Annotated in this window: 22 protein-coding genes; 16 read left to right on the forward strand and 6 right to left on the reverse strand. The window is 63.9% G+C overall.

Annotated features, from left to right (window positions below; genetic code table 11):
* The first annotated feature begins 11 nt into the window (after positions 1-11).
* The 3 genes from CR152_RS29195 to CR152_RS29205 all read left to right on the forward strand — a co-directional run bounded on the left by CR152_RS29195 (position 12) and on the right by CR152_RS29205 (position 2,387).
* Positions 12-605, forward strand: a complete 594-nt coding sequence (locus tag CR152_RS29195) for a TetR/AcrR family transcriptional regulator (protein WP_099880864.1) — start codon at positions 12-14, stop codon at positions 603-605.
* Complete coding sequence (locus CR152_RS29200; protein ID WP_099880866.1) at positions 598-1,488, forward strand: alpha/beta hydrolase family protein; 891 nt, start codon at positions 598-600, stop codon at positions 1,486-1,488. Before CR152_RS29195 ends, CR152_RS29200 begins: the two co-directional genes overlap by 8 nt.
* A gap of 119 nt (positions 1,489-1,607) precedes the next feature.
* The gene (locus tag CR152_RS29205) at positions 1,608-2,387 is read left to right on the forward strand and encodes a head GIN domain-containing protein (protein WP_099880868.1); all 780 of its coding nucleotides are present in this window, start codon (positions 1,608-1,610) and stop codon (positions 2,385-2,387) included.
* Positions 2,388-2,391: 4 nt separating this feature from the next.
* Here CR152_RS29205 and CR152_RS29210 read toward each other — a convergent pair whose 3' ends face one another.
* The 4 genes from CR152_RS29210 to CR152_RS29225 form a co-directional block, all read right to left on the reverse strand.
* Positions 2,392-4,671 (reverse strand): TonB-dependent receptor, encoded by a 2,280-nt coding sequence (locus CR152_RS29210; protein WP_099880870.1) that lies wholly within the window; start codon positions 4,669-4,671, stop codon positions 2,392-2,394.
* A gap of 9 nt (positions 4,672-4,680) precedes the next feature.
* On the reverse strand, positions 4,681-5,142 hold the full coding sequence (locus CR152_RS29215) for a YcnI family copper-binding membrane protein (RefSeq protein ID WP_099882899.1): 462 nt from the start codon (positions 5,140-5,142) through the stop codon (positions 4,681-4,683).
* Between the two features lie 31 nt (positions 5,143-5,173).
* Positions 5,174-5,638, reverse strand: a complete 465-nt coding sequence (locus tag CR152_RS29220) for a copper chaperone PCu(A)C (protein WP_099880871.1) — start codon at positions 5,636-5,638, stop codon at positions 5,174-5,176.
* 93 nt (positions 5,639-5,731) lie between these two features.
* The gene (locus CR152_RS29225) at positions 5,732-6,133 is read right to left on the reverse strand and encodes a DUF2946 domain-containing protein (protein WP_099880873.1); all 402 of its coding nucleotides are present in this window, start codon (positions 6,131-6,133) and stop codon (positions 5,732-5,734) included.
* 176 nt (positions 6,134-6,309) lie between these two features.
* On the opposite strand from CR152_RS29225, the gene CR152_RS34485 reads away from it, so the two are divergent.
* The gene (locus CR152_RS34485; RefSeq protein ID WP_229413690.1) at positions 6,310-7,065 is read left to right on the forward strand and encodes a PEP-CTERM sorting domain-containing protein; all 756 of its coding nucleotides are present in this window, start codon (positions 6,310-6,312) and stop codon (positions 7,063-7,065) included.
* A gap of 47 nt (positions 7,066-7,112) precedes the next feature.
* Positions 7,113-7,877: a PEP-CTERM sorting domain-containing protein gene (locus CR152_RS34490; protein ID WP_229413691.1), complete on the forward strand. Its 765-nt coding sequence runs from the start codon at positions 7,113-7,115 to the stop codon at positions 7,875-7,877.
* 62 nt (positions 7,878-7,939) lie between these two features.
* Here the strand turns inward: CR152_RS34490 and CR152_RS29240 are convergent, their stop codons facing one another.
* Both CR152_RS29240 and purU read right to left on the reverse strand, forming a co-directional pair.
* Complete coding sequence (locus CR152_RS29240) at positions 7,940-8,482, reverse strand: YaeQ family protein (RefSeq protein WP_099880875.1); 543 nt, start codon at positions 8,480-8,482, stop codon at positions 7,940-7,942.
* 28 nt (positions 8,483-8,510) lie between these two features.
* Positions 8,511-9,380 carry a formyltetrahydrofolate deformylase gene (gene purU / locus CR152_RS29245; protein ID WP_099882903.1) on the reverse strand — a complete coding sequence of 290 codons (870 nt, stop codon included), beginning with the start codon at positions 9,378-9,380 and terminating at the stop codon, positions 8,511-8,513.
* A gap of 140 nt (positions 9,381-9,520) precedes the next feature.
* Here purU and CR152_RS29250 point away from each other — a divergent pair, with 140 nt between their 5' ends.
* From CR152_RS29250 to cydX, 11 genes are all read left to right on the forward strand, one after another.
* Complete coding sequence (locus CR152_RS29250; RefSeq protein ID WP_099880876.1) at positions 9,521-10,552, forward strand: NADP-dependent oxidoreductase; 1,032 nt, start codon at positions 9,521-9,523, stop codon at positions 10,550-10,552.
* A gap of 228 nt (positions 10,553-10,780) precedes the next feature.
* The gene (locus tag CR152_RS29255; protein ID WP_157778814.1) at positions 10,781-11,248 is read left to right on the forward strand and encodes a phasin family protein; all 468 of its coding nucleotides are present in this window, start codon (positions 10,781-10,783) and stop codon (positions 11,246-11,248) included.
* Between the two features lie 33 nt (positions 11,249-11,281).
* Positions 11,282-11,842, forward strand: coding sequence for a hemerythrin domain-containing protein (locus CR152_RS29260; RefSeq protein ID WP_099880879.1), 561 nt, complete (start codon positions 11,282-11,284; stop codon positions 11,840-11,842).
* Positions 11,843-11,951: 109 nt separating this feature from the next.
* The gene (locus CR152_RS29265) at positions 11,952-12,362 is read left to right on the forward strand and encodes a KGG domain-containing protein (protein WP_099880881.1); all 411 of its coding nucleotides are present in this window, start codon (positions 11,952-11,954) and stop codon (positions 12,360-12,362) included.
* A gap of 506 nt (positions 12,363-12,868) precedes the next feature.
* On the forward strand, positions 12,869-13,882 hold the full coding sequence (locus tag CR152_RS29270; protein ID WP_157778815.1) for an alpha/beta fold hydrolase: 1,014 nt from the start codon (positions 12,869-12,871) through the stop codon (positions 13,880-13,882).
* 49 nt (positions 13,883-13,931) lie between these two features.
* Positions 13,932-14,720: a nucleotidyltransferase domain-containing protein gene (locus CR152_RS29275; protein ID WP_099880884.1), complete on the forward strand. Its 789-nt coding sequence runs from the start codon at positions 13,932-13,934 to the stop codon at positions 14,718-14,720.
* A 279-nt stretch (positions 14,721-14,999) separates the two neighbouring features.
* Positions 15,000-15,617 (forward strand): GbsR/MarR family transcriptional regulator, encoded by a 618-nt coding sequence (locus CR152_RS29280; RefSeq protein ID WP_099880886.1) that lies wholly within the window; start codon positions 15,000-15,002, stop codon positions 15,615-15,617.
* Between the two features lies 1 nt (position 15,618).
* Complete coding sequence (cydP, locus tag CR152_RS29285) at positions 15,619-15,825, forward strand: cytochrome oxidase putative small subunit CydP (protein ID WP_099880888.1); 207 nt, start codon at positions 15,619-15,621, stop codon at positions 15,823-15,825.
* On the forward strand, positions 15,822-17,384 hold the full coding sequence (locus CR152_RS29290) for a cytochrome ubiquinol oxidase subunit I (protein WP_099880890.1): 1,563 nt from the start codon (positions 15,822-15,824) through the stop codon (positions 17,382-17,384). The genes cydP and CR152_RS29290 overlap by 4 nt, the downstream gene beginning before the upstream one ends.
* Positions 17,381-18,523 carry a cytochrome d ubiquinol oxidase subunit II gene (cydB, locus tag CR152_RS29295; protein WP_099880892.1) on the forward strand — a complete coding sequence of 381 codons (1,143 nt, stop codon included), beginning with the start codon at positions 17,381-17,383 and terminating at the stop codon, positions 18,521-18,523. Before CR152_RS29290 ends, cydB begins: the two co-directional genes overlap by 4 nt.
* Before the next feature lie 9 nt (positions 18,524-18,532).
* The gene (gene cydX, locus CR152_RS29300; protein WP_099880894.1) at positions 18,533-18,691 is read left to right on the forward strand and encodes a cytochrome bd-I oxidase subunit CydX; all 159 of its coding nucleotides are present in this window, start codon (positions 18,533-18,535) and stop codon (positions 18,689-18,691) included.
* The last annotated feature ends 3 nt before the right edge of the window (positions 18,692-18,694 follow it).

The following is an 18,694-nucleotide window of genomic DNA, read 5'->3' on the forward strand; positions in this document are numbered from 1 at the left end:
GGATGAATTGTATGAAACCAAGCGATGCCAAACAACGCCTGATCGGCGCCATGATCGAAGCCCTGCAACGCCGCGGCCTGCACGGCAGCGGACTGACCGAATTGCTGGCCGCCGCCGATGCCCCCAAGGGCGTGCTCTACCATCATTTTCCAGGGGGCAAGACCGAACTGGCTGTGGCCGCCATCGAGGTGACCATTGCGCGCCTGTGCGACAGCATGGAAGCGAGCATGGCCGCCAGCGGCGATCCGGGCGCAGCGCTGATGATCTGGATTAACGGCGCCCAGAAACGGCTCGACGCCAGCCACTACGAACGCGGCTGCCCGCTGGCGACCATCGCCCTGGAGACGACCGCCGACGACGTGGAGATTCGCGCGGCCCTGGCCAGGGGCTTCGCCGCGGTGCGGGACCGCATCGCCACGGGCCTGGTCAACGCCGGCTACGAAGCAGCCGGCGCGCACGCCACGGCGGCGCTGCTGCTGGCCGCCTACGAGGGCGGTTTGCTGCAGGCGCGCGTGGCCGGCACGCCCGAACCGATGGCGCTCGTCAGCAGCGCCCTGCTCACCTATCTGAAGCTGCAGCGCCCCAAGGAGCCCGATCATGAGTAAGAGCGCCGATGCCCAATCCCTGACCCTGACCACCGCCGACGGCTACCCGATCGCGGCGCTGCGCTACCCGGCCGCCGGACCCACGCGCGGTCACCTGGTCGTGGCCGGAGCCACCGGCGTGCCGCAAGGCTTCTACCGGCGCTTCGCGCAGTACGCCAGCAGCTGCGGCTACAACGTGATGACGCTCGATTACCGCGGCATCGGCTTGTCCAAGCCGGCCACGCTCAAGGGCTTCCGCATGGATTACCTGGACTGGGGCCGCCAGGACCTGGCCGCCGCCGTCGACGCCATGAGCGAACCCGGACTGCCTTTATATATGGTGGGCCACTCCTACGGCGGCCATGCCTTCGGCCTGCTGCCCAACCACGACAAGGTCGACGGCCTTTACACCTTCGCCACCGGGGCCGGCTGGCACGGCTGGATGCCGCCGATGGAACGCCTGCGCGTGCTGCTGATGTGGCGCGTGCTCGGCCCCCTGATCGTGCGCGTGAAGGGTTATCTGGCGTGGAACTGGATGGGCATGGGCGAGGACTTGCCGGTCGATGTGTACCGCCAGTGGAAACGCTGGTGTACCTTCCCGCGCTATTTTTTCCAGGACCCGAACATGAAGCACATCGCCGCGTCGTACGAGAGCGTGCGCAGTCCGATCATGGCCTGCAACGCGCTCGACGACCTGTGGGCGCGCCCGCCATCCCGCAACGCCTTCATGTCGGCATACCGCAACGCCGGCTGGCAGGCGACCGACATCGACCCGCGCCAGGCCGGCCTGGGCCCGATCGGCCACATGGGCTACTTCAAGGCGCACTGCAAGCCGCTGTGGGAAGGAGCACTGGGCTGGCTGGAACAGCACGGGCGGATTCCTCCGGCCAGCCCATCGCGCTAAACTGCAGTCTGTCCGGCGCGCGCTGCAGTTTGTCGCAAACGGCGCACCGCACCATGGCGGCTTCCCTAGTATGCTGGTCAGGAATCCAATCCCACCGCATCGTTCAGAAGGAAGCCACCATGACCCGAGCATCGACTACCCGTTTCGCCCTGCGCCACCTCATTCTGGCCGCCGCCCTTGCGTGCGCGCTGCCAGCCAGCCACGCTGCCGGCGGCGACTGGTTCAGCGGCGACAAGGTCCAGGGCAGCACCATCGTCAAACGCGAGACGCGCGCGCTGGGTCACTTTACCGGCGTTGCGCTGAGCCTTCCGGCCAAGGTGGAAGTGCGCATCGGCAACACCGAAAGCGTCAGCATCGAAACCGACGACAACCTGCTGCCGCTGGTCGAGACCGTGATCGAAAACGGCACGCTCCAGCTGCGCCCCAACAAGCGCAACCTGAGCTTCAAGACCCGCCACATGAAGATCGTGGTGCAGGCCAAAAGCCTCGAACACATAGCCATTGGCGGCTCGGGAAGCATCGATGCCGATACCCTGCGCGGCGACAAAGTCAGCATCAACGTCGGCGGGTCGGGCTCCATTGTCCTCAACGGCATCGAAGCGGACAACGTCATCATCGCCGTCGGCGGCAGCGGCAGCCTGACCAGCGGCCCCGGATCGCTGAACAAGGTGTCGATCGCCATCGGCGGCTCGGGCGACGTCAACATCGGCAAGGTCAAGGCGCGCGATGCCAAGATCAGCGTGGCCGGCTCCGGCGAGGCCATTGTGTGGGCCAGCGACAGCTTGAACACATCGATTGCCGGCTCGGGCGACGTGAAATATTATGGCGACCCGACAGTGAGCAAGTCGACGGCCGGCTCGGGCACCACGCGCCGCCTTGGCGACGCGCCGCAGCGCTAAGCCCTTACAGGTCGAAGCGCAGTTCCGCGACCGCGGTGCGCTGGGTGTACGGGTGGAAGGCCCAGTAGCGCGCATTGTTCACGTTATCGATCCCGAGCGCCGCGCTCCACTGCTTGCTGATCTTGTAGCGCACGCGCAGGTCCGCCACCAGATAGTCGGACACGCCCATGTAGGTGGCACCGTTCGGATCGGTGTTGTCCAGGGTGCCGTACTGCTTGCCGCTGTAGCGCACCCCCACGCTGCCCACCCAGTCCCGACCCAGATGGTAGGTCGTCAGCAGGTTGGCGCGCCACTGCGGCACGCGCGGCTGGCGTTTGCCCACGCTGGCGGCAAAGGCGCGGTTTTGCGTGATGGTCGAATCGGCGTAGGTCAGGCTGCTGTTGATGGTCAGCCCGTGCACCACCACGTCGTCACCCTGCCATGCCATTTCGAGCCCGTTGGTGCGGATCTTGTCGACATTCTGCACCGTGTTCACAAAGCTGGTCAGCGGTTGCGAGTACAGCGCGTCGCGCGTGGTTTCGTGGAACAGGGTCGCGCGCAGCGAGCTGTCGGACGTCATGCGTTCGGCGCTCAGTTCGCCCGTCCATGAACGCTCGGCGCGCAGGTTCGGGTCGCGGTTGACGATCTGCTGGTCGACGATCGAGCCCTGGAACAGTTCCGCCGCGGTCGGGTTGCGCACCGCGCGTCCGGCCGATCCCTTCAACGCCCAGTCGTGCGTGACCTGCCACGCCAGCGCCGCTTTCGGCGACCAGCTGGTGTCAACCCGTTCGCCGAACGGCAGCGGCGTCACCGATGCGGCGTTCGATACTTCGCCGCCGTACGCGCTCCAGCGCTCCAGGCGCATGCCGAGGGTGGTCTTCCACTGCGGCGCGAAGCGCCAGGTATCTTGCGCGTACACGCTTTGCAGGCGCGTGTTGCCGTTGAAGGTGGAGACGGTGGCGCCGTCGCCCGCACGAATCCAGTCGCTGCCGGAGAACACCCGCGTGCGCAGGGCCGCGCTGTCGCTCTGCACGCCCATGTCGACGATGTGGGCCGGCGTCGGACGCCAGATGCCCTTGAGCGCCAGCGTGGTCCAGCCGCTGCCTTCCATATCGGTCACGTTGCCGCGCCCCGCCTGGCCGATGCTGGCTACCGGCACTACCGGCGTGCGCACCTGGTCCATGGCATAGTCGTATTTGCTGGCCGCGATTTCCCAGTCCCACACGCCCTTGCTGTGCTGCTTGAGCGAGAAGCCGTGCATCAGGTGTTCGAGCTTGCCGATGGCGGGCGCCAGGTCCGACGGCTTGAGCTCATAGCGCTTGCCGCCGATGTTGATGAAGCCATTCGCGTCGCCCCGGCACACCGGGGCGCCAGCGGCATCAACCAGGTAGGTTTTGGCGGCGCGGTGGGCGTCGTTGCCCCACCAGCCCAGGGTGTAGCTGGCGCGCAGCACCGGCGTCACATCGTAGGCGAGCTTGATCTTGGCGTGGTCCTGCACCGTGTGCGACTGGCCGGTGGTGCCGATAATCAGCCAATCCTTGTTGGCGGAATTCTTATCGGCCACGGCGCCCGTCACCGGCAAGCCGGCCGCGCTGTTCACGCCCGTCGATACCAGCTTGTTGGCAAACCCGATCGGCTGGCCGCGGCTGTCCAGACGCGACACATCGACCCACCACGACCATGCGCCCTGGCGGTTGCCGACCGAGGCGCTGCCCTGGCCGCCGCCGAAGCGGTCGTCGGTCGCGTACTGGCGATAGCGCTGGCTGAAGGCTGACAGCTTCACGTGCGCCTCAAGGCGGGCCGGCATGCGGGTCTGGAAGTCGACCACGGCGCCGGCCGAATTGCCCGGATAGGCGGCCGAAAATGGCCCGTACAGCACGTCCACACGCTCGATCTCCTCGGGCGAGACCATGCCCCAGCGCGGCGTGAAGGTGGCGCCGTTACCGAGCAGGTTGGAGAGCAGGATGCCGTCGGCATACACCAGCGAACGCGCGCTGTTGCCGGTGCCGGACGCACGGCTGGCCAGCACCGCGTGGTCGTAGTCGCCGATGTAGCGCTTGCGCACATTCAGGCTGGGGAAGTATTTGAGCGCGTCTTCGCTGTCGGTGGCGTTGATGCGCTGCTCCACCTGGGCGCCGCTGATTGACTCGATGGTGGTCGGGATCTGGGTCGGCAGCGAACTGGGGCGCCCGCCGTTGATGGTCACCGCGGGCAGCTTGACTGGCGTATGGGTGGCCTGCGCCAGGTTGGAGGTACAGGCGAGCAGGATCCCCAGCGCCGGTGCGCTGGTAAACAATGTTTTCATGACGGGCCCTTAGTGGTGGGGTGCGCCGGCGGCGGCGGGGAGAATCTCGAGCACCGGTGCGGGCGACGCCAGCTTGGCGCCGCTGGCGTCGGGAATGGCATCCCAGTCCAGGCGGCCCTCGTCGCACAGTTGCGTGACCTTGAAGTAGTGCTTGCCCACGGTGGCGGGCAGCTTGACCTGCATGGCGAATTCGTCGAAGTGCGCGTCCGGCAGCGGGCCGCCTTTCCAGGTCACCTGGCCGGCCGTGCCGGAGATGATCCAGCCGGCCTTGGGCATCGGCTTGGCGCCGCTGATTCCTTGAGGCAGGGTCACGGTCAGGGTGTGGGTCGGGCTGCCCTTGCAACCGTGGCCGACGCGGAAGGTCAGCTTTTGGTAAGCGCCGGCATTGGCGCTGGCTTGTTCGAGCGTCACGTGGGCGTGCGCGAGCGGCGCGGCCAGGGCCGCGCAAGCGAAGAGAATGCGAATGTTCATGATGTTTTCCGTGTAGGTTGCGGCGTCAAGTTCAGTGGGCAGCGGCGTGCGCACCGTGCGGGCTGACAAAGTTCAGCGGCTTGACGGGAACCTCGATGGTCATCGATTCGCGTTTCTTGTTCGGGTGTTCAACGGTCAGTGTCAGCGGCACCGAATCGCCCGCCTTGAGCTGGCGTTTCAGGTCGATCAGCATCAGGTGGTAGCCGCCCGAGGCCAGCTTGACGGCCTTGCCGGCTGGCAGATCGATGCCGTCGACCTGCTGCATTTTCATCTGGTCGCCCTGCATCTCCATCTTGTGCATTTCGACGGTGCCGGCGACCGGCGAACTGGCGCCGACCAAACGCACGTCCTTTGCCGACTGCAGCTGCATGAAGGCGCCGCTGGTTTTCTGGACCGGCACGGTGGCACGCGCCCACGGGGCGTCGACCTTGACTTGGCCGAAGGCGGACGAGGCGAGCGCGCACAAGGCGATCAGCGCAAAGCTATTTTTTTTCATGGTCATTCTCTGTAATAGGGTCTGGGGACGTGGGCCTGCCGAACAGGCGCGCAACGTCGCAACGGTGCGGCGCGCGATGCGCCGCAAGAGCTATCAGAGAATCGTGGGCGGGCCGCGCGGAGGGGCGGCGGTGAGCGCGAGCAGGGGCTGCGGCGCGCGGTAGAACAGGAAGGGACGCAGCTCGTGGCCGCCGAGGATGGCCAGGCCCGTGATTGCGTTCGGCATCAGCGAATAGCTGCCGGCGTGCGGAAGACAGTAGCCGCAGTCTTCCATCATGCCGGCGCCGCTGTGGTCAAGCTGGCCGTCGAGCAGGCTGATGGCCTGGACGCCGGGGGTGGCGCGCGCGCTTGGGTCGGTGAAGCAGATGTCCGCGCTGAGCGCATCACCGCGGACGGCGGCGAGCGCGTGCGAAATCGATGGAGCGAGCACGTTCATCAGGATCGCGAGACACGCGATCCAGATTTGCAGGCGCCACTTGGTCGACTTCATTTTCATGGGGAGAATTATATCGCAGGGATGCGGACGCCGGGGGGACTACCGCGGTCGGCAAAAGGACTAGGCGCCGCGCGGCGATATCGCCGTCCATCATCAAAACAACAGTTACAAAATAGTAAATATTTTCATATGGCTTGACGTAGTATCTGTAAACCACCCACGAAAAAGGAATGACCATGTCCTCGCCCGTCCGGCACCTCGCCGCCAGCGCCATCGCTTTCGCCGCCCTGCTCGCTCCCCAATTGGCGTACGCCGACGGGGTCCATATCGAGAGCAGCGCCGTCATGTTCGATACCTCCTGGTCTCAGCGGGCAGAAACCTTGGTGTCCGATGTGAACGGGGCTGCCACTTTTTCCCTGGTCAACGCTGTCGACCGCCTGCGTTTCCCGAATCAGTTTAATTATTTCAACGACTACGGCGGCGTATTCCAGCTCAGCGCGCGCGCCGGCTACAAGGTGACCGGCTACTCCCTGTCCGGCGGCTTTAGCGGCGATATCTACGTGGGGCAATCGCCCAACGGGACCGGACGTCCGGGCGGGGCCAACACCAGCGCCGGCGCCATGAGCGGCGCGCACGACGCCGTAACGGGAGAGTCGTTCGCGCAGCATAGCTGGTCGGCTTCCGACCTGCGGGGAAATGGCGATTTCACCTTCAACAGCGGGGCGCTGGAGCGCACCGGGTCGTTCTTTGTGTCGTTCGAAGGCTACGCCTACGGCCAGGCGTCGCCCGCGATCTGGAACAGCACCGATCCGAGGGACCCAAGAAACTACTACGATTTCTCGCGGGCGGAAGTCGGCCTCAGGGATCCGCTGCTGCTGACGGTGTACACCCAGGCGGTTCCGGAACCGCACACGTACGCGATGACGCTGGCGGGACTGGCCTTGCTTGCCGGCGTGGCGCGGCGCAGGAAAAGGGCCGCGCGCGCAGCGTGAAGGGCTGGTCCCGGTGATATCCCCACAACCGCTTTGAAGGAATCGTCATGCACTCCCGCACCCGGCACATCGCCGTCACCGCCATCGCTTTCGCCGCCCTGTTCGCGCCTCAGCTGGCGCATGCCGACACGGTCCATATCGAGACCAGCGGCCTCACATTCGACACGTTCCAGTCGCCGTATGCGGAAACGCTGGTGTCGGACGTGAACGGGGCTGCGACTTTTTCCCTGGTCAATGCCGCTCACTTCATGGGCAATCCGAACATGCTTAATTACCACACCGTCCACGGCAGCGTGTTCCAGCTGAGCGCGCGCGCGGGTCACAAGGTGACCGGCTACAGCGTGACCGGCGGCTTTTGGGGCGAGCTCCACGTCGGCCAATCCCCGGACGGGTCGGGATTCCCCGGAAGCGCGGAGACCCGGTCCGGCGCATGGGCCTATGCGCACGATGTCGTGGGGGGCGACAATTTCGCGTTAGGCGAACATACGACCTCGAATCTGCAGGGGCATAGCGACTTCAGGTTCGACAGCGGCCCGCTGAACAAGACCCAGCCGTTCTACCTTACGTTCGAGGGCTACATTGAAGGATACGCGGCGCCGGCGATCTGGTATGGCAACGAGCCGGGACAAATGTGGCCCTATCGCGATTACTCGCGGGCCGACGTCAGGTTGAAAGGCCCGCTGCTGCTGACGGTCTATACCCAGGCGGTTCCGGAACCGCACACGTACGCGATGACGCTGGCGGGACTGGCGCTGCTGGCGGGGGTGGCGCGGCGAAGGAAACGGGCTGCGCGCGCTGGTGCGCAAGCCTGATACCATCCCGCGCATGAAGTCGTTTTTTGCCAGTGGCGCAAACGACAAACCATCACGGTGGCTTAACGCAGCGCCTTGAAATCCTCGCGCTCGACCAGCACCGTGTTCACGCTGTCGGTCAGGTAGATCTGGCCATCCTGGATCGTGCACTGCAGCTGCATATTGCGCTGCGCCAGCGCTTCGAGCTGGGCGCTGGCGTCGGCCGGGATATTAATCACGGTCAGGTTCTTGGCCCGATCGAGCTTGTTGGCGATCTGCTTGTACCAGATATGGCTGGTCGCGCTGTAGCTGTACACAATCACGCGCTCGCTGCGGCCGCACGCTTTCATCAAGCGTTTTTCGTCCGGCTGCCCGACTTCGATCCACAACTCGATCGCGCCGGTCAGATCCTTCTGCCACAGATCCGGTTCATCGGTGTCGAACAAGCCCTTGGTGAAGGTCAGCGATTCGCTCGCGTGAATCGCAAAGGCGAGCAAACGGATCATCATCCGCTCGTCGGTTTCGGATGGATGCCGCGCCAGCGTCAGGATGTGCTCCTGGTAGTAATTGCGGTCCATGTCCGCAATCTGCAGTTCTGCCTTGTAAATCGTCGCTTTAAGTGCCATTGATACGCCTGCCTTTAACTTCTCTGAATTATTTGAAGACGACAGTCTTGTCGCCATTTTGCAAAATGCGGTGCTCGACAAACCATTTCACCGCGCGCGCCAGCACCACGCACTCCACATCGCGCCCGATGGCGCTGAGCGTGTCGGCATCCATCGCGTGATCGACCCGTTCGACATCCTGCTCGATGATCGGGCCCTCATCCAGGTCGCCCGTGACGAAGTGCGCGGTGGCGCCGATCAGCTTCACGCCGCGGTGGTGCGCCTGCGCGTACGGCTTGGCGCCCTTGAAACTCGGCAAGAAGGAATGGTGGATATTGATCGCCTTGCCCCGCATCGCTTCGCACAAGCCGGGCGACAAAATCTGCATGTAGCGCGCCAGAACCACCAGGTCGATCTTGTGGGTGTGCATCAGGTCCAGCACGCGCGCTTCCTGCGCCTGCTTGGCCGCCGCATCCGCACCGGTCGCCAGCGGCAGGTGGTGGAAAGGAATGTTGTAGCTGGCCGCCAGCTGGTAGAAATCCATGTGGTTCGAGACGATGGCTGGAATTTCCACCGGCAGCAGGCCGCTCTTGTAGCGGAACAGCAAGTCGTTCAGGCAATGCCCGATCTTCGAGACCATCAGCATCACGCGCGGCTTGGTGCCGGCATCGTGCAGCTGGCCGTTCATGCCCATCTGGGTGCACAGGGCGGCGAAGTCGGCGCGCAGCGGCGCATCGCCGACCGCACCTTCTTCCAGCGCAAAATGGACGCGCATGAAAAACAGCTTCGATTCGGCATCGCCGAACTGGGCCGAATCGATGATGTTGCAACCATGCTCGGCGAGGAAGCCCGAAACACGATGCACAATGCCGCGCTGGTCGAGGCAGGACAGGGTCAGGATGTATTCTGGATGCGTCATGGTCTTGTAGTGGATGGCGTGGAAACTGCGAACCTTGTATTGTCGCATGCGTCAGGGAAAATCGCCCCATTACAAAAAAGCACGCCCGTGCAGAAATTGCGGTATAGTAGACAAATCACTACCTCATACAAGGATTCGCCATGACGACTACCGCACTGATGAACCAGCAGTTCCGCCTCGCCGCCCGCCCTGTCGGGATGCCGAAACGCAGCGACTGGGAGCAAACCACCGAGCCAGTGCGCGACATCAACGATGGCGAAATCGTGGTCAAGGCCTTGTACCTCTCGCTCGACCCCGCCATGCGCGGCTGGATGAACGAAGGCAAGTCGTATATCCGCCCGGTGGCCATCGGCGAAACCATGCGCGCCGGCGGCGTGGGCGTGATCGTGGCCTCGAAGTCCGACAAGTTCGCCGTGGGCGACACCGTCTCCGGCGGCATCGGCGTGCAGCAATACTGGGTCGGCGCGGCCGACGACAAGTCGGCCAACTTCTACAAGATTTCCCCGGCCATGGCGCCGCTGACCACCTGGCTCAATACCCTCGGCATGCCCGGCATGACCGGTTACTTCGGCCTGATCGAATCGGGCCAGCCCAAGGCCGGCGACACCGTGGTGGTGTCGGGCGCGGCGGGCGCGGTCGGCATGACCGTCGGCCAGGTCGCCAAGCAGCTCGGCTGCCGCGTGGTCGGCATTGCCGGCGGTAAGGAAAAATGCGATTTCGTGGTCAATGAACTGGGCTTCGACGCCTGCATCGACTACAAGAACAGCTCGGTCAAGGATGGCCTGAAAGAGCATTGCCCGGGCGGCGTGGACGTTTTCTTCGACAACGTGGGCGGCGAGATCCTCGATACCGTGCTGACCCGCATCAACCTGCGCGCCCGCATCGTCATCTGCGGCGCCATCTCGCAGTACAACAACACCACGCCTGTGAAAGGCCCGGCCAATTACCTGTCGCTGCTGGTGAACCGCGCGCGCATGGAAGGCATCGTCGTGTTCGACTATGCCGACCGCTACCACGTGGGCGTGGCCGCCATGGCCAAATGGATGCAGGAAGGCACTTTCAAAAGCCGCGAAGATGTGGTCGACGGCCTGGAAAACTTCCCCGAAGCGCTGCTGATGCTGTTTGAAGGCAAAAATTTCGGCAAGCTCGTACTCAAGGTGGCGGACGCGTAAGGCTCTCGCCGCACCCCGCCGGCGCGCCACTGCGCCGGTGACCTGACCAGAATGACCCGGGCCGCCCGTTCGCGGCGGCCCTTTTCCACCCTCCCCGCTTGACCGAACGCGCGTGCGCACGAAGTTCATGGAACTTTGACGCGCCCCCTCACGTCTATCACATGCCCATGCGACGCGCGTTCGCTCCACTGCGACAGCGTCCTTCCATGTTTTATGACGAGGACAGCCATGCCATCCTATTCAAGCAGACTACCGATGCGCTCGCACTTCGACGCGCAGGTCGATTTTTTCAGCGAACTGGCGCGCGCCGGGATCGACGCGCTGCGCAGGCTGAGCGAGCTCAATGTGCAGCTGGCGCGGCAACTCAATGACGATGCCCTGCATGCCGCGCGCGCCATGGTGTCGTGCAGCTACCCGTTCCAGCTGCCCGTGGTCGCCGCAAGCGAGTCGGCGCCGTTCATCGAGCACCTGCGCAGTTACCAGCAGCAGCTCGCCGCCGTGCTGTCCGGCGCGCAGGTCGAACTGGCGCGCAGTGCCGGATCGCGCCTGCCCGGCATCAGCCGCGCCGCGGCGGCCACGCTCGGCGGCATGGCCCGGCGCGATGCCGGTACGGCGCACAGCCTTGCCCGCCCGGCCGGCGACAGCGCGGTCAGCGCGGCGCGCCCCCCGCACGAAACCAACCACACGCCGGAGTAAAAGCCGGAAAACAGCCCACCACGGAGTTCACTTATGTCTACCCACGGTAAGCCAAAAAGCGGCGCGGCGATCGACGCGCTCGAATTGCTGAAAGCCGACCATGAAAAGGTCAAAAGCCTTTTCCGCGAGTTTGAAAGTTTGTGTGACAACGCCGAAGACGATGACGAACGCAAGTTCGAACTGGTCGACGACATTTGCTACGAACTGACGGTGCACTCGATGATCGAGGAAGAGATTTTCTATCCGGTACTGCGCTCGCTGATCGATGACGACCAGTTGCTGGACGAGGCCGAGGTCGAGCACGCCGGCGCGCGCGACCTGATCAGCCAGCTGGAAGTGATGTATCCGGGCGATGACCATTTCGACGCCATGGTGACGGTGCTGGGCGAGGAAATGGCGCACCACATCGACAAGGAAGAAAGCGATCTGTTCGTCGCCGCGCGCCGCTCGGGCATCGACCTCGACAACCTGGGCGAGCGGCTGTCGGCCCGCAAGGATGAACTGGACGACGACCTGTCATCGCCGCCATCGCCGGTCGATGCGATGGAGCCGCACAACGGCGCGCGCCGCACCCCACGTCCACCTAACGAGTGACGGGTGACGGAACTATTGAAGTGAGCACGTCTCTAACCCACAAGCCCGATAACGCGTCAGTAACGCACGAGAGCGGGGTTCCGATACCGAAGCAAACAAGGAGAACGACATGGCGACAAGTAAAGAAAGTGGAGGCAACAAGAGCAGCACATCCAGCGGCAACGCGCAAAAAAGCGGCAGTGGCAGCAGTCAGGGTCCCGCCAAGCGCGGCTTCGCAGCCATGGATCAGCATCAGCAGCGCGAAATTGCCAGCAAGGGGGGCCAGGCTGCCCACCAGAAAGGAACGGCGCACGAATTCGATTCCGAAGAAGCGCGCCGGGCCGGGCAAAAAGGTGGCGAGGCGGTCAGCCGCAACCGCGAGCACATGGCTGACATCGGGCGCAAGGGCGGCGAGAGCCGGCAATCGGCGGCCCGCAACGCGGCGGCGGCGGCCGCCGCTGCCGGCGGAGACGGCCCCGGCGCTGCCGCCAAGGGATCGCGCCAGGGGGGCAAGGAAAAGGACAGGGACAAGACGGAGTGACGGGCCAGGCAGCCGGCGCCAGCGGGCGGTCTGGCTCCGTATCGACTATTGGTGATCGGGGGTGGGATTGCCCGTGCACTCATTTCCATCTTTGAGAATGCATCATGCCCCCATTTGCGCGGATGACACCGCGTCGGGCGGCGCAATGCGGGCGCACGCCGCACCGGGCGTCGCCATAGCCCGCCGTCAGTGCCATGTGCGTGCGTTCGCATGCATATGCAGACCGGCGCGGACGCATCAGCTTCACGCGCGTGGCCGCTGCGCTTTCAGGCCGCAGCGGGGCATCCTGCATCGCCGCTCGTATCTCCATACATATATGCATCCTGGCGCGCCGGAAGCGACGGCGCACCGCGACCGCATGCATATGCAAGGACGCCAATGCCAGCATGGCGCGCTTTCACGAACAGCATTTCCCATTCCTCCTCAAGCACTACAAATTGATCTATTATGCAACTCCGGAAGCCGCAGCTGGCGGCATCCCCAATCCAACAAGAAAGACGTTTGCCATGCCACGTTTCGCCTTGCGTATGTCCATGTTCGCCATCGCCGCAGCTTGCAGCGCTTCCAGCTTTGCCCAGGCGCCCGCCGCGCCCGATACCCAGCTCGCTTTTTCCCATGCCAACCAGATGGTCGACATTGGCGGGCGGCGCCTGAACCTGTATTGCAGCGGTTCCGGAGCGAACACGGTCATCTTCGATTCGCCGTCGGGCATGGGGGGCTGGGTCTGGCACGCGGTGCAGCCGGAAGTCGCAAAGCAAACGCGCGCCTGCGTCTTCGACCGTGCCGGCATGGGCTTCAGCGATCCGGCTGAACGCCCGAACACCTCGCAAAACGTGGTCGAGGACTTGCATGCCGCGCTGGGCAAGGCCGGCATCGCCCCACCTTACGTCCTGGTCGGCAATTCCTTTGGCGGCGGCAACATCCAGCTGTTCGCCTACCGCTATCCCAACGAGGTCAAGGGCCTGGTGCTGGTGGAAGCCCAGCATGAAGATGAAATAGACCGCATGAATGTCGTCTCCAAGGGCAAGCTCAAGGAAATGAGTGCAATGCTGACGGAGTACGGAAAAACCTGCGAGGCGCAGTCCACAAAAGGCTTTGTTCCCGGCAGCGAGCTGTTCGCCAACTGCACTGGCGGCTTCCAGCCGGAATTCGGCCGCGCCCTGAACGCCGCCTACCTCGCCTCGCTTACCTCACCAGCCTACTGGCGTGCGCGCAATGCCGAGGAAGACGCCTTCGAGACCAGCAACGCCCAGCTGCGCGCCGCGCGCCGCCCGTTCGGCGACCTGCCGCTGATGGTGCTCACGCGCAGCGTGTCGCCGTATGCCATTCCCGGCAAACCGCAAAGCGAGCTGAACAAGGCGACCGAGAAAGAAAACCTTGCCATCCATCAGGAGATGGCAGCCCTGTCCACGCGCAGCACGCACCGGGTGGTGCCGGGCGCCGGCCACCTCATCCAGGCCGACAAACCGCAGGCGGTCGTCAAGGCGGTGACCGACCTGCTGGCGCAAATCAAGCCATAATGCGGCATCAGGCAGGCGGACCGATCCGCCTGCGAAACAAGGAATGAGCATGATCCCAGTTGAAGTAAGGGCCGAGATAATGCGCCGGCTGGCGCGTACCGAGCAGGAAGAAGGCGTGCGCATTCTGCTCGCGATCGAATCGGGCAGCCGCGCCTGGGGCTTCGCCTCGCCCAACAGCGACTACGACGTGCGCTTTATTTACGCCCGCGAGGCGGACTGGTATCTGGCCGTGGATCTGGAAGAGCGGCGCGACGTGATCGAATACCCGATCGTCGACGATATCGACCTCAATGGCTGGGACCTGCGCAAGGCGCTGCGTCTGCTGTGGAAAACCAATCCGGCGATGGTGGAGTGGATTCAGTCGCCGATTTCGTATATCGAGACCGGCGGCTTCGGCGCCGGCGCGCGCGATCTGCTGCCCACCCTGTATTCGGCCGAGCGCGGGATTTATCACTATCGCAGCATGGCGAAGACGAACTACGCCAATCATCTGAGCGGCGACCAGGTTCCACTCAAAAAGTACTTTTATGTGCTGCGCGCGCTACTGTCGGTGCACTGGATAGAGCGCTACGGCACGGCCGCGCCGATCGAATTCCACAAACTGCTGCACTTGCTCGATCACCGTCGGGATTTGCTGGCCGAGATCGACGCGCTGCTGGAAAAGAAACGCGCCGCACCTGAACTGGGGCTGTCCGAGCCGATTGCCAGTCTCAATGACTTCATCGAGCAGGAACTGGCACGCCTGGAGTCGGTCCAGCCGCTGCCGGCGCCACGCGTCCAGCCCCTGCCCGGCTTGAACGCCCTGTTCCACGCCGTTCTGCGCGAGCAGCAGGGATAAATCTCCTCGCGCGACACCCTCGCGCGTTCGCCTTCCTGCCGGATGCCAGCTCCGACATCCAGACGCGTTCTCATAAGCTAATACCTCCACAGCGCACGCCCGGCAACCCGGGCCGGCCGGCGCTTGCCTGTTCGTCATGCATGAATGCCGGTGCCGGCACCTGGCGCGCGGCAACTAAGCTGCTGGCGGCGTTTTATGAGCATGGCCTGCACGTAATTCGTAAACCTTCTATAATTTCAGTAATTCCTGAAAATTCAATACTTCCAAAGACCTATAGACATGACAAATCTCAGCCCACTTGCCCAGAAATTCATCCTCCACTTCGGCGAAATGGGCAGCCGCTGGGGCATCAACCGGACCGTGGGCCAGATTTACGCCCTGCTGTATGTGCTGGCCAAGCCGCTCAATGCCGACGAAATCGCCGAACATCTGCAGTTTTCGCGCTCGAACGTGTCGATGGGACTGAAGGAACTGCAGTCCTGGCGCCTCGTCAAGCTGCTGCACCAGGCGGGCGACCGCCGCGAGTACTTCGAGCCGCCCAAGGATATCTGGGACATCTTCAAGGCCCTGCTCGAGGAGCGCCGCCGCCGCGAAGTCGAGCCGACCCTATCGATGCTGCGCGACGCCCTGCTCGAAACGCCCGCCACCGACGCCGACCGCGTCGCCCAGGAGCGCATGCGCGAGATGTACAACCTGATCGAGCTGTCGAGTTCCTGGTTCGACGATGTGCAGCGCCTCTCGCCCGAAACCCTCACCTCGCTGATGAAGATGGGCTCCACGGTGAAGACCCTGCTCAACGTCGGCGACACCGTGCGCGGCACCTTCCGCAAAAAGCGCGCCCCCGAGCCGGCCGCCACCAACGCAACAGCCGCCGACAGCGGCGACAAAGGCGAATAAGATGCGCGCCCTTCTCCACCGCCTCCCGTTCGCACTGGCGATCACGCTGGTACTGGTTTTGAAGGTCGTCATCCTGTTCATGCTCCACAAAGCCTTCTTCTCCACGCCCCAAGTGAAAAAAATGCGCATGCCGACCGCGCAGGTGGAACAGCACCTGCTCGATACGCCGCGCTTGACACCACCTCCTCCCGTCAAGGCCACGAAATGATTCCCATCGATGATGTTGTCAGCCTGTCGCGCCTGCAGTTTGCCGCGACCGCCATGTATCACTTCCTGTTTGTCCCGCTCACGCTCGGCCTGTCGTGGATCCTGGTGATCATGGAGTCGGTCTACGTGATGACCGGCCGCGAAATCTACCGCGACATGACCAAGTTCTGGGGCAAGCTGTTCGGCATTAACTTCGCCATGGGCGTCACCACCGGCATCACCCTCGAATTCCAGTTCGGGACCAACTGGGCTTACTACTCGCACTACGTGGGCGACATCTTCGGCACCCCGCTGGCGATCGAAGGCATGATGGCCTTCTTCCTCGAATCGACCTTCGTGGGCCTGTTCTTCTTCGGCTGGTCGCGTTTGTCGAAAGTGCAGCACCTCGGCGTGACCTTCCTGGTTGCCCTCGGATCGAGCCTGTCGGCGCTGTGGATCCTGATCGCCAACGGCTGGATGAACAACCCGGTCGGCGCCGAGTTCAATTTCGAGACCATGCGCATGGAACTGGTCAGCATGACGGACGTGATCTTCAATCCGGTCGCCCAGGTCAAGTTCGTGCACACCGTCGCCGCCGGCTACGTGACCGCCTCGATGTTCGTGCTGGGCGTGTCCGCCTTTTACCTGCTCAAGGCACGCGACGTGCCGTTCGCACTGCGCTCGTTCGCGATTGCGGCCGGCTTCGGGCTGGCCTCGACCCTGTCGGTGATCGTGCTGGGCGACGAATCGGGCTACACCGCCGGTGAAGTCAACAAGGTCAAGCTGGCCGCCATCGAAGCCGAATGGGAAACCGAACCCGCCCCCGCCGGCATCACGCTCATCGGCCTGCCCAACGACGCCGAGGAACGCACCGATTACGCGGTCAAGATTCCCTACGTCCTGGGCCTGATCGCCACCCGTTCCGTCGACAAGCAGGTGACCGGCATCAAGGACTTGAAAAAGCTGCACGAAACGCGCATCCGCAACGGCATGCTGTCGTACGCCGCCCTCACGCGCCTCAAAAGCGGCGACAAGTCGCCCGAAGCGCGCGCCGAGTTCCTGCGCCTGAAGGACGACCTGGGCTACGGCCTGCTGCTGAAAAAGTACACGCCGCGCGTGATCGACGCCACCGAGGCGCAGATCAAGATGGCCGTGAACGACACCGTTCCGAAGGTCGCGCCGCTGTTCTGGTCCTTCCGCATCATGGTGGGCTTGGGGCTGCTGTTCCTGTTCATCTTCAGCGCCTCGTTCTACTTCCTGATCCGCAAGCGCCTGGCGCAGCAGCGCTGGCTGCTGAAACTGGCCGTGATCTCGATTCCGCTGCCATGGGTGGCGGCGGAACTGGGCTGGGTGGTGGCCGAATACGGGCGCCAGCCATGGACCATCGCGGGCATCCTGCCGACCCACCTGTCGGCGTCGACCCTGCAGGTATCGAACCTGTATTTCAGCCTGGCCGGCTTCATCGGTTTCTACACGCTGCTGCTGGTGATCGAAATGGGGCTGATGATCAAGTTCACGCGCCTGGGGCCAAGCGCCCTGCACACGGGTAAATATCATTGGGAAAAGCTGGAGGCCGCATGATCTTCGACTACGACACGCTCAAAGTCATCTGGTGGGGCTTCGTCGGCATCCTGCTGATCGGCTTCGCGCTGACCAACGGCTTCGACTTCGGGGTCGGCATGTGGCTGCCCTTCCTCGGCAAGGACGATATGGAGCGGCGCGTCATCATCAACGTGATCGGCCCAACCTGGGAAGGCAACCAGACCTGGTTCATCGCCGCCGGCGGCGTCATGTTCGCAGCCTGGCCGCTGGTGTACGCGGCCGCCTTCTCGGGATTCTATGTGGCGCTGATGCTGCTGCTCTTTGCGCTGTTTTTCCGGCCGGTCGGCTTCGACTACCGCAGCAAACTGGCCGACACGCGCTGGCGCAATGCCTGGGACTGGGGCCTGTTCACCGGTGGCTTCGTGCCGCCGCTGATCTTCGGCATCGCCTTCGGCAACCTGCTGCAGGGTGTGCCCTTCCACTACGACGACACCATGCGCATGGAGTACACCGGCAGCTTCTTCGGCCTGTTCAATCCTTTCGGCCTGCTGGCCGGGGTGCTGGGGGTGTCGATGCTGGCCATGCACGGCGCCACCTACCTGTATCAAAAGACCGATGACGTCATCGCCGAGCGCGCGCGCAAGGCCGCCATGGCCGCCGGCGCGGTCACCATCGCCGCGTTCGCGCTGGGCGGCGTGTGGGTCGCAACAGGCCTGGACGGCTTTCGCATCGTCTCGATGCCGCCGGTCGACAGCGCCTTCATGCCGACCGCCAAAGTGGTCGAACGCGGCGTCGGCGCGTGGATGGACAACTACACGCGCTGGCCGCTCACGATCGCCTTCCCGGTACTGGGCCTGCTCGGCGCGGCGCTGGCGCTGGCCTTGTGCGCGGCGCGCCGCAGCCTGCTGGCGTTCCTGGCCAGCGGCGTGTCGGTCGCGTCGATCCTGCTGACCGCTGGCGCGGCCATGTTCCCCTTCATCATGCCGTCGTCGCTCTCGCCCGGCAGCGGCCTGACCGCGTGGGATGCGGTGGCCAGCCACAAGAGCCTGGGCGTGATGTTCTGGGTGATTGTGGTGATGCTGCCGATCGTGGTGGTCTACACCAGCTGGGTGTACTCGATCATGCGCGGCAAGGTCACCGCGGCGCACATCCGCGAAAACGAACACGAATCTTATTAGGAGCAGACCATGTGGTATTTTGCCTGGATATTAGGGATCGGCCTTGCCCTGTCGGCCGCCATCATCAACGTCATGTGGCTGGAAGCGAACTACGCGTTCGGCCTGCGCGACGAAGACGCCACCCGCGCCAGCTTTGAACAGGCCAGCAAGGATAATCTGCTGCTGTGAGAG

This window comes from Massilia violaceinigra (genome assembly GCF_002752675.1).
GTDB lineage: Bacteria > Pseudomonadota > Gammaproteobacteria > Burkholderiales > Burkholderiaceae_D > Telluria_A > Telluria_A violaceinigra.

Bases quoted from the DNA above. Each gene is read 5' to 3' on its own strand.
- CR152_RS34485 (WP_229413690.1), top strand. From the start codon at position 6,310: ATGTCCTCGCCCGTCCGGCACCTCGCCGCCAGCGCCATCGCTTTCGCC.
- CR152_RS29225 (WP_099880873.1), bottom strand. From the start codon at position 6,133: ATGAAAATGAAGTCGACCAAGTGGCGCCTGCAAATCTGGATCGCGTGT.
- cydB (WP_099880892.1), top strand. From the start codon at position 17,381: ATGATCTTCGACTACGACACGCTCAAAGTCATCTGGTGGGGCTTCGTC.
- purU (WP_099882903.1), bottom strand. From the start codon at position 9,380: ATGACGCATCCAGAATACATCCTGACCCTGTCCTGCCTCGACCAGCGC.
- CR152_RS29275 (WP_099880884.1), top strand. From the start codon at position 13,932: ATGATCCCAGTTGAAGTAAGGGCCGAGATAATGCGCCGGCTGGCGCGT.
- cydX (WP_099880894.1), top strand. From the start codon at position 18,533: ATGTGGTATTTTGCCTGGATATTAGGGATCGGCCTTGCCCTGTCGGCC.
- cydP (WP_099880888.1), top strand. From the start codon at position 15,619: ATGCGCGCCCTTCTCCACCGCCTCCCGTTCGCACTGGCGATCACGCTG.
- CR152_RS29250 (WP_099880876.1), top strand. From the start codon at position 9,521: ATGACGACTACCGCACTGATGAACCAGCAGTTCCGCCTCGCCGCCCGC.
- CR152_RS29290 (WP_099880890.1), top strand. From the start codon at position 15,822: ATGATTCCCATCGATGATGTTGTCAGCCTGTCGCGCCTGCAGTTTGCC.
- CR152_RS29205 (WP_099880868.1), top strand. From the start codon at position 1,608: ATGACCCGAGCATCGACTACCCGTTTCGCCCTGCGCCACCTCATTCTG.
- CR152_RS29280 (WP_099880886.1), top strand. From the start codon at position 15,000: ATGACAAATCTCAGCCCACTTGCCCAGAAATTCATCCTCCACTTCGGC.
- CR152_RS29195 (WP_099880864.1), top strand. From the start codon at position 12: ATGAAACCAAGCGATGCCAAACAACGCCTGATCGGCGCCATGATCGAA.
- CR152_RS29270 (WP_157778815.1), top strand. From the start codon at position 12,869: ATGCCACGTTTCGCCTTGCGTATGTCCATGTTCGCCATCGCCGCAGCT.
- CR152_RS29215 (WP_099882899.1), bottom strand. From the start codon at position 5,142: ATGAACATTCGCATTCTCTTCGCTTGCGCGGCCCTGGCCGCGCCGCTC.
- CR152_RS34490 (WP_229413691.1), top strand. From the start codon at position 7,113: ATGCACTCCCGCACCCGGCACATCGCCGTCACCGCCATCGCTTTCGCC.
- CR152_RS29220 (WP_099880871.1), bottom strand. From the start codon at position 5,638: ATGAAAAAAAATAGCTTTGCGCTGATCGCCTTGTGCGCGCTCGCCTCG.
- CR152_RS29210 (WP_099880870.1), bottom strand. From the start codon at position 4,671: ATGAAAACATTGTTTACCAGCGCACCGGCGCTGGGGATCCTGCTCGCC.
- CR152_RS29255 (WP_157778814.1), top strand. From the start codon at position 10,781: ATGCCATCCTATTCAAGCAGACTACCGATGCGCTCGCACTTCGACGCG.
- CR152_RS29265 (WP_099880881.1), top strand. From the start codon at position 11,952: ATGGCGACAAGTAAAGAAAGTGGAGGCAACAAGAGCAGCACATCCAGC.
- CR152_RS29240 (WP_099880875.1), bottom strand. From the start codon at position 8,482: ATGGCACTTAAAGCGACGATTTACAAGGCAGAACTGCAGATTGCGGAC.
- CR152_RS29200 (WP_099880866.1), top strand. From the start codon at position 598: ATGAGTAAGAGCGCCGATGCCCAATCCCTGACCCTGACCACCGCCGAC.
- CR152_RS29260 (WP_099880879.1), top strand. From the start codon at position 11,282: ATGTCTACCCACGGTAAGCCAAAAAGCGGCGCGGCGATCGACGCGCTC.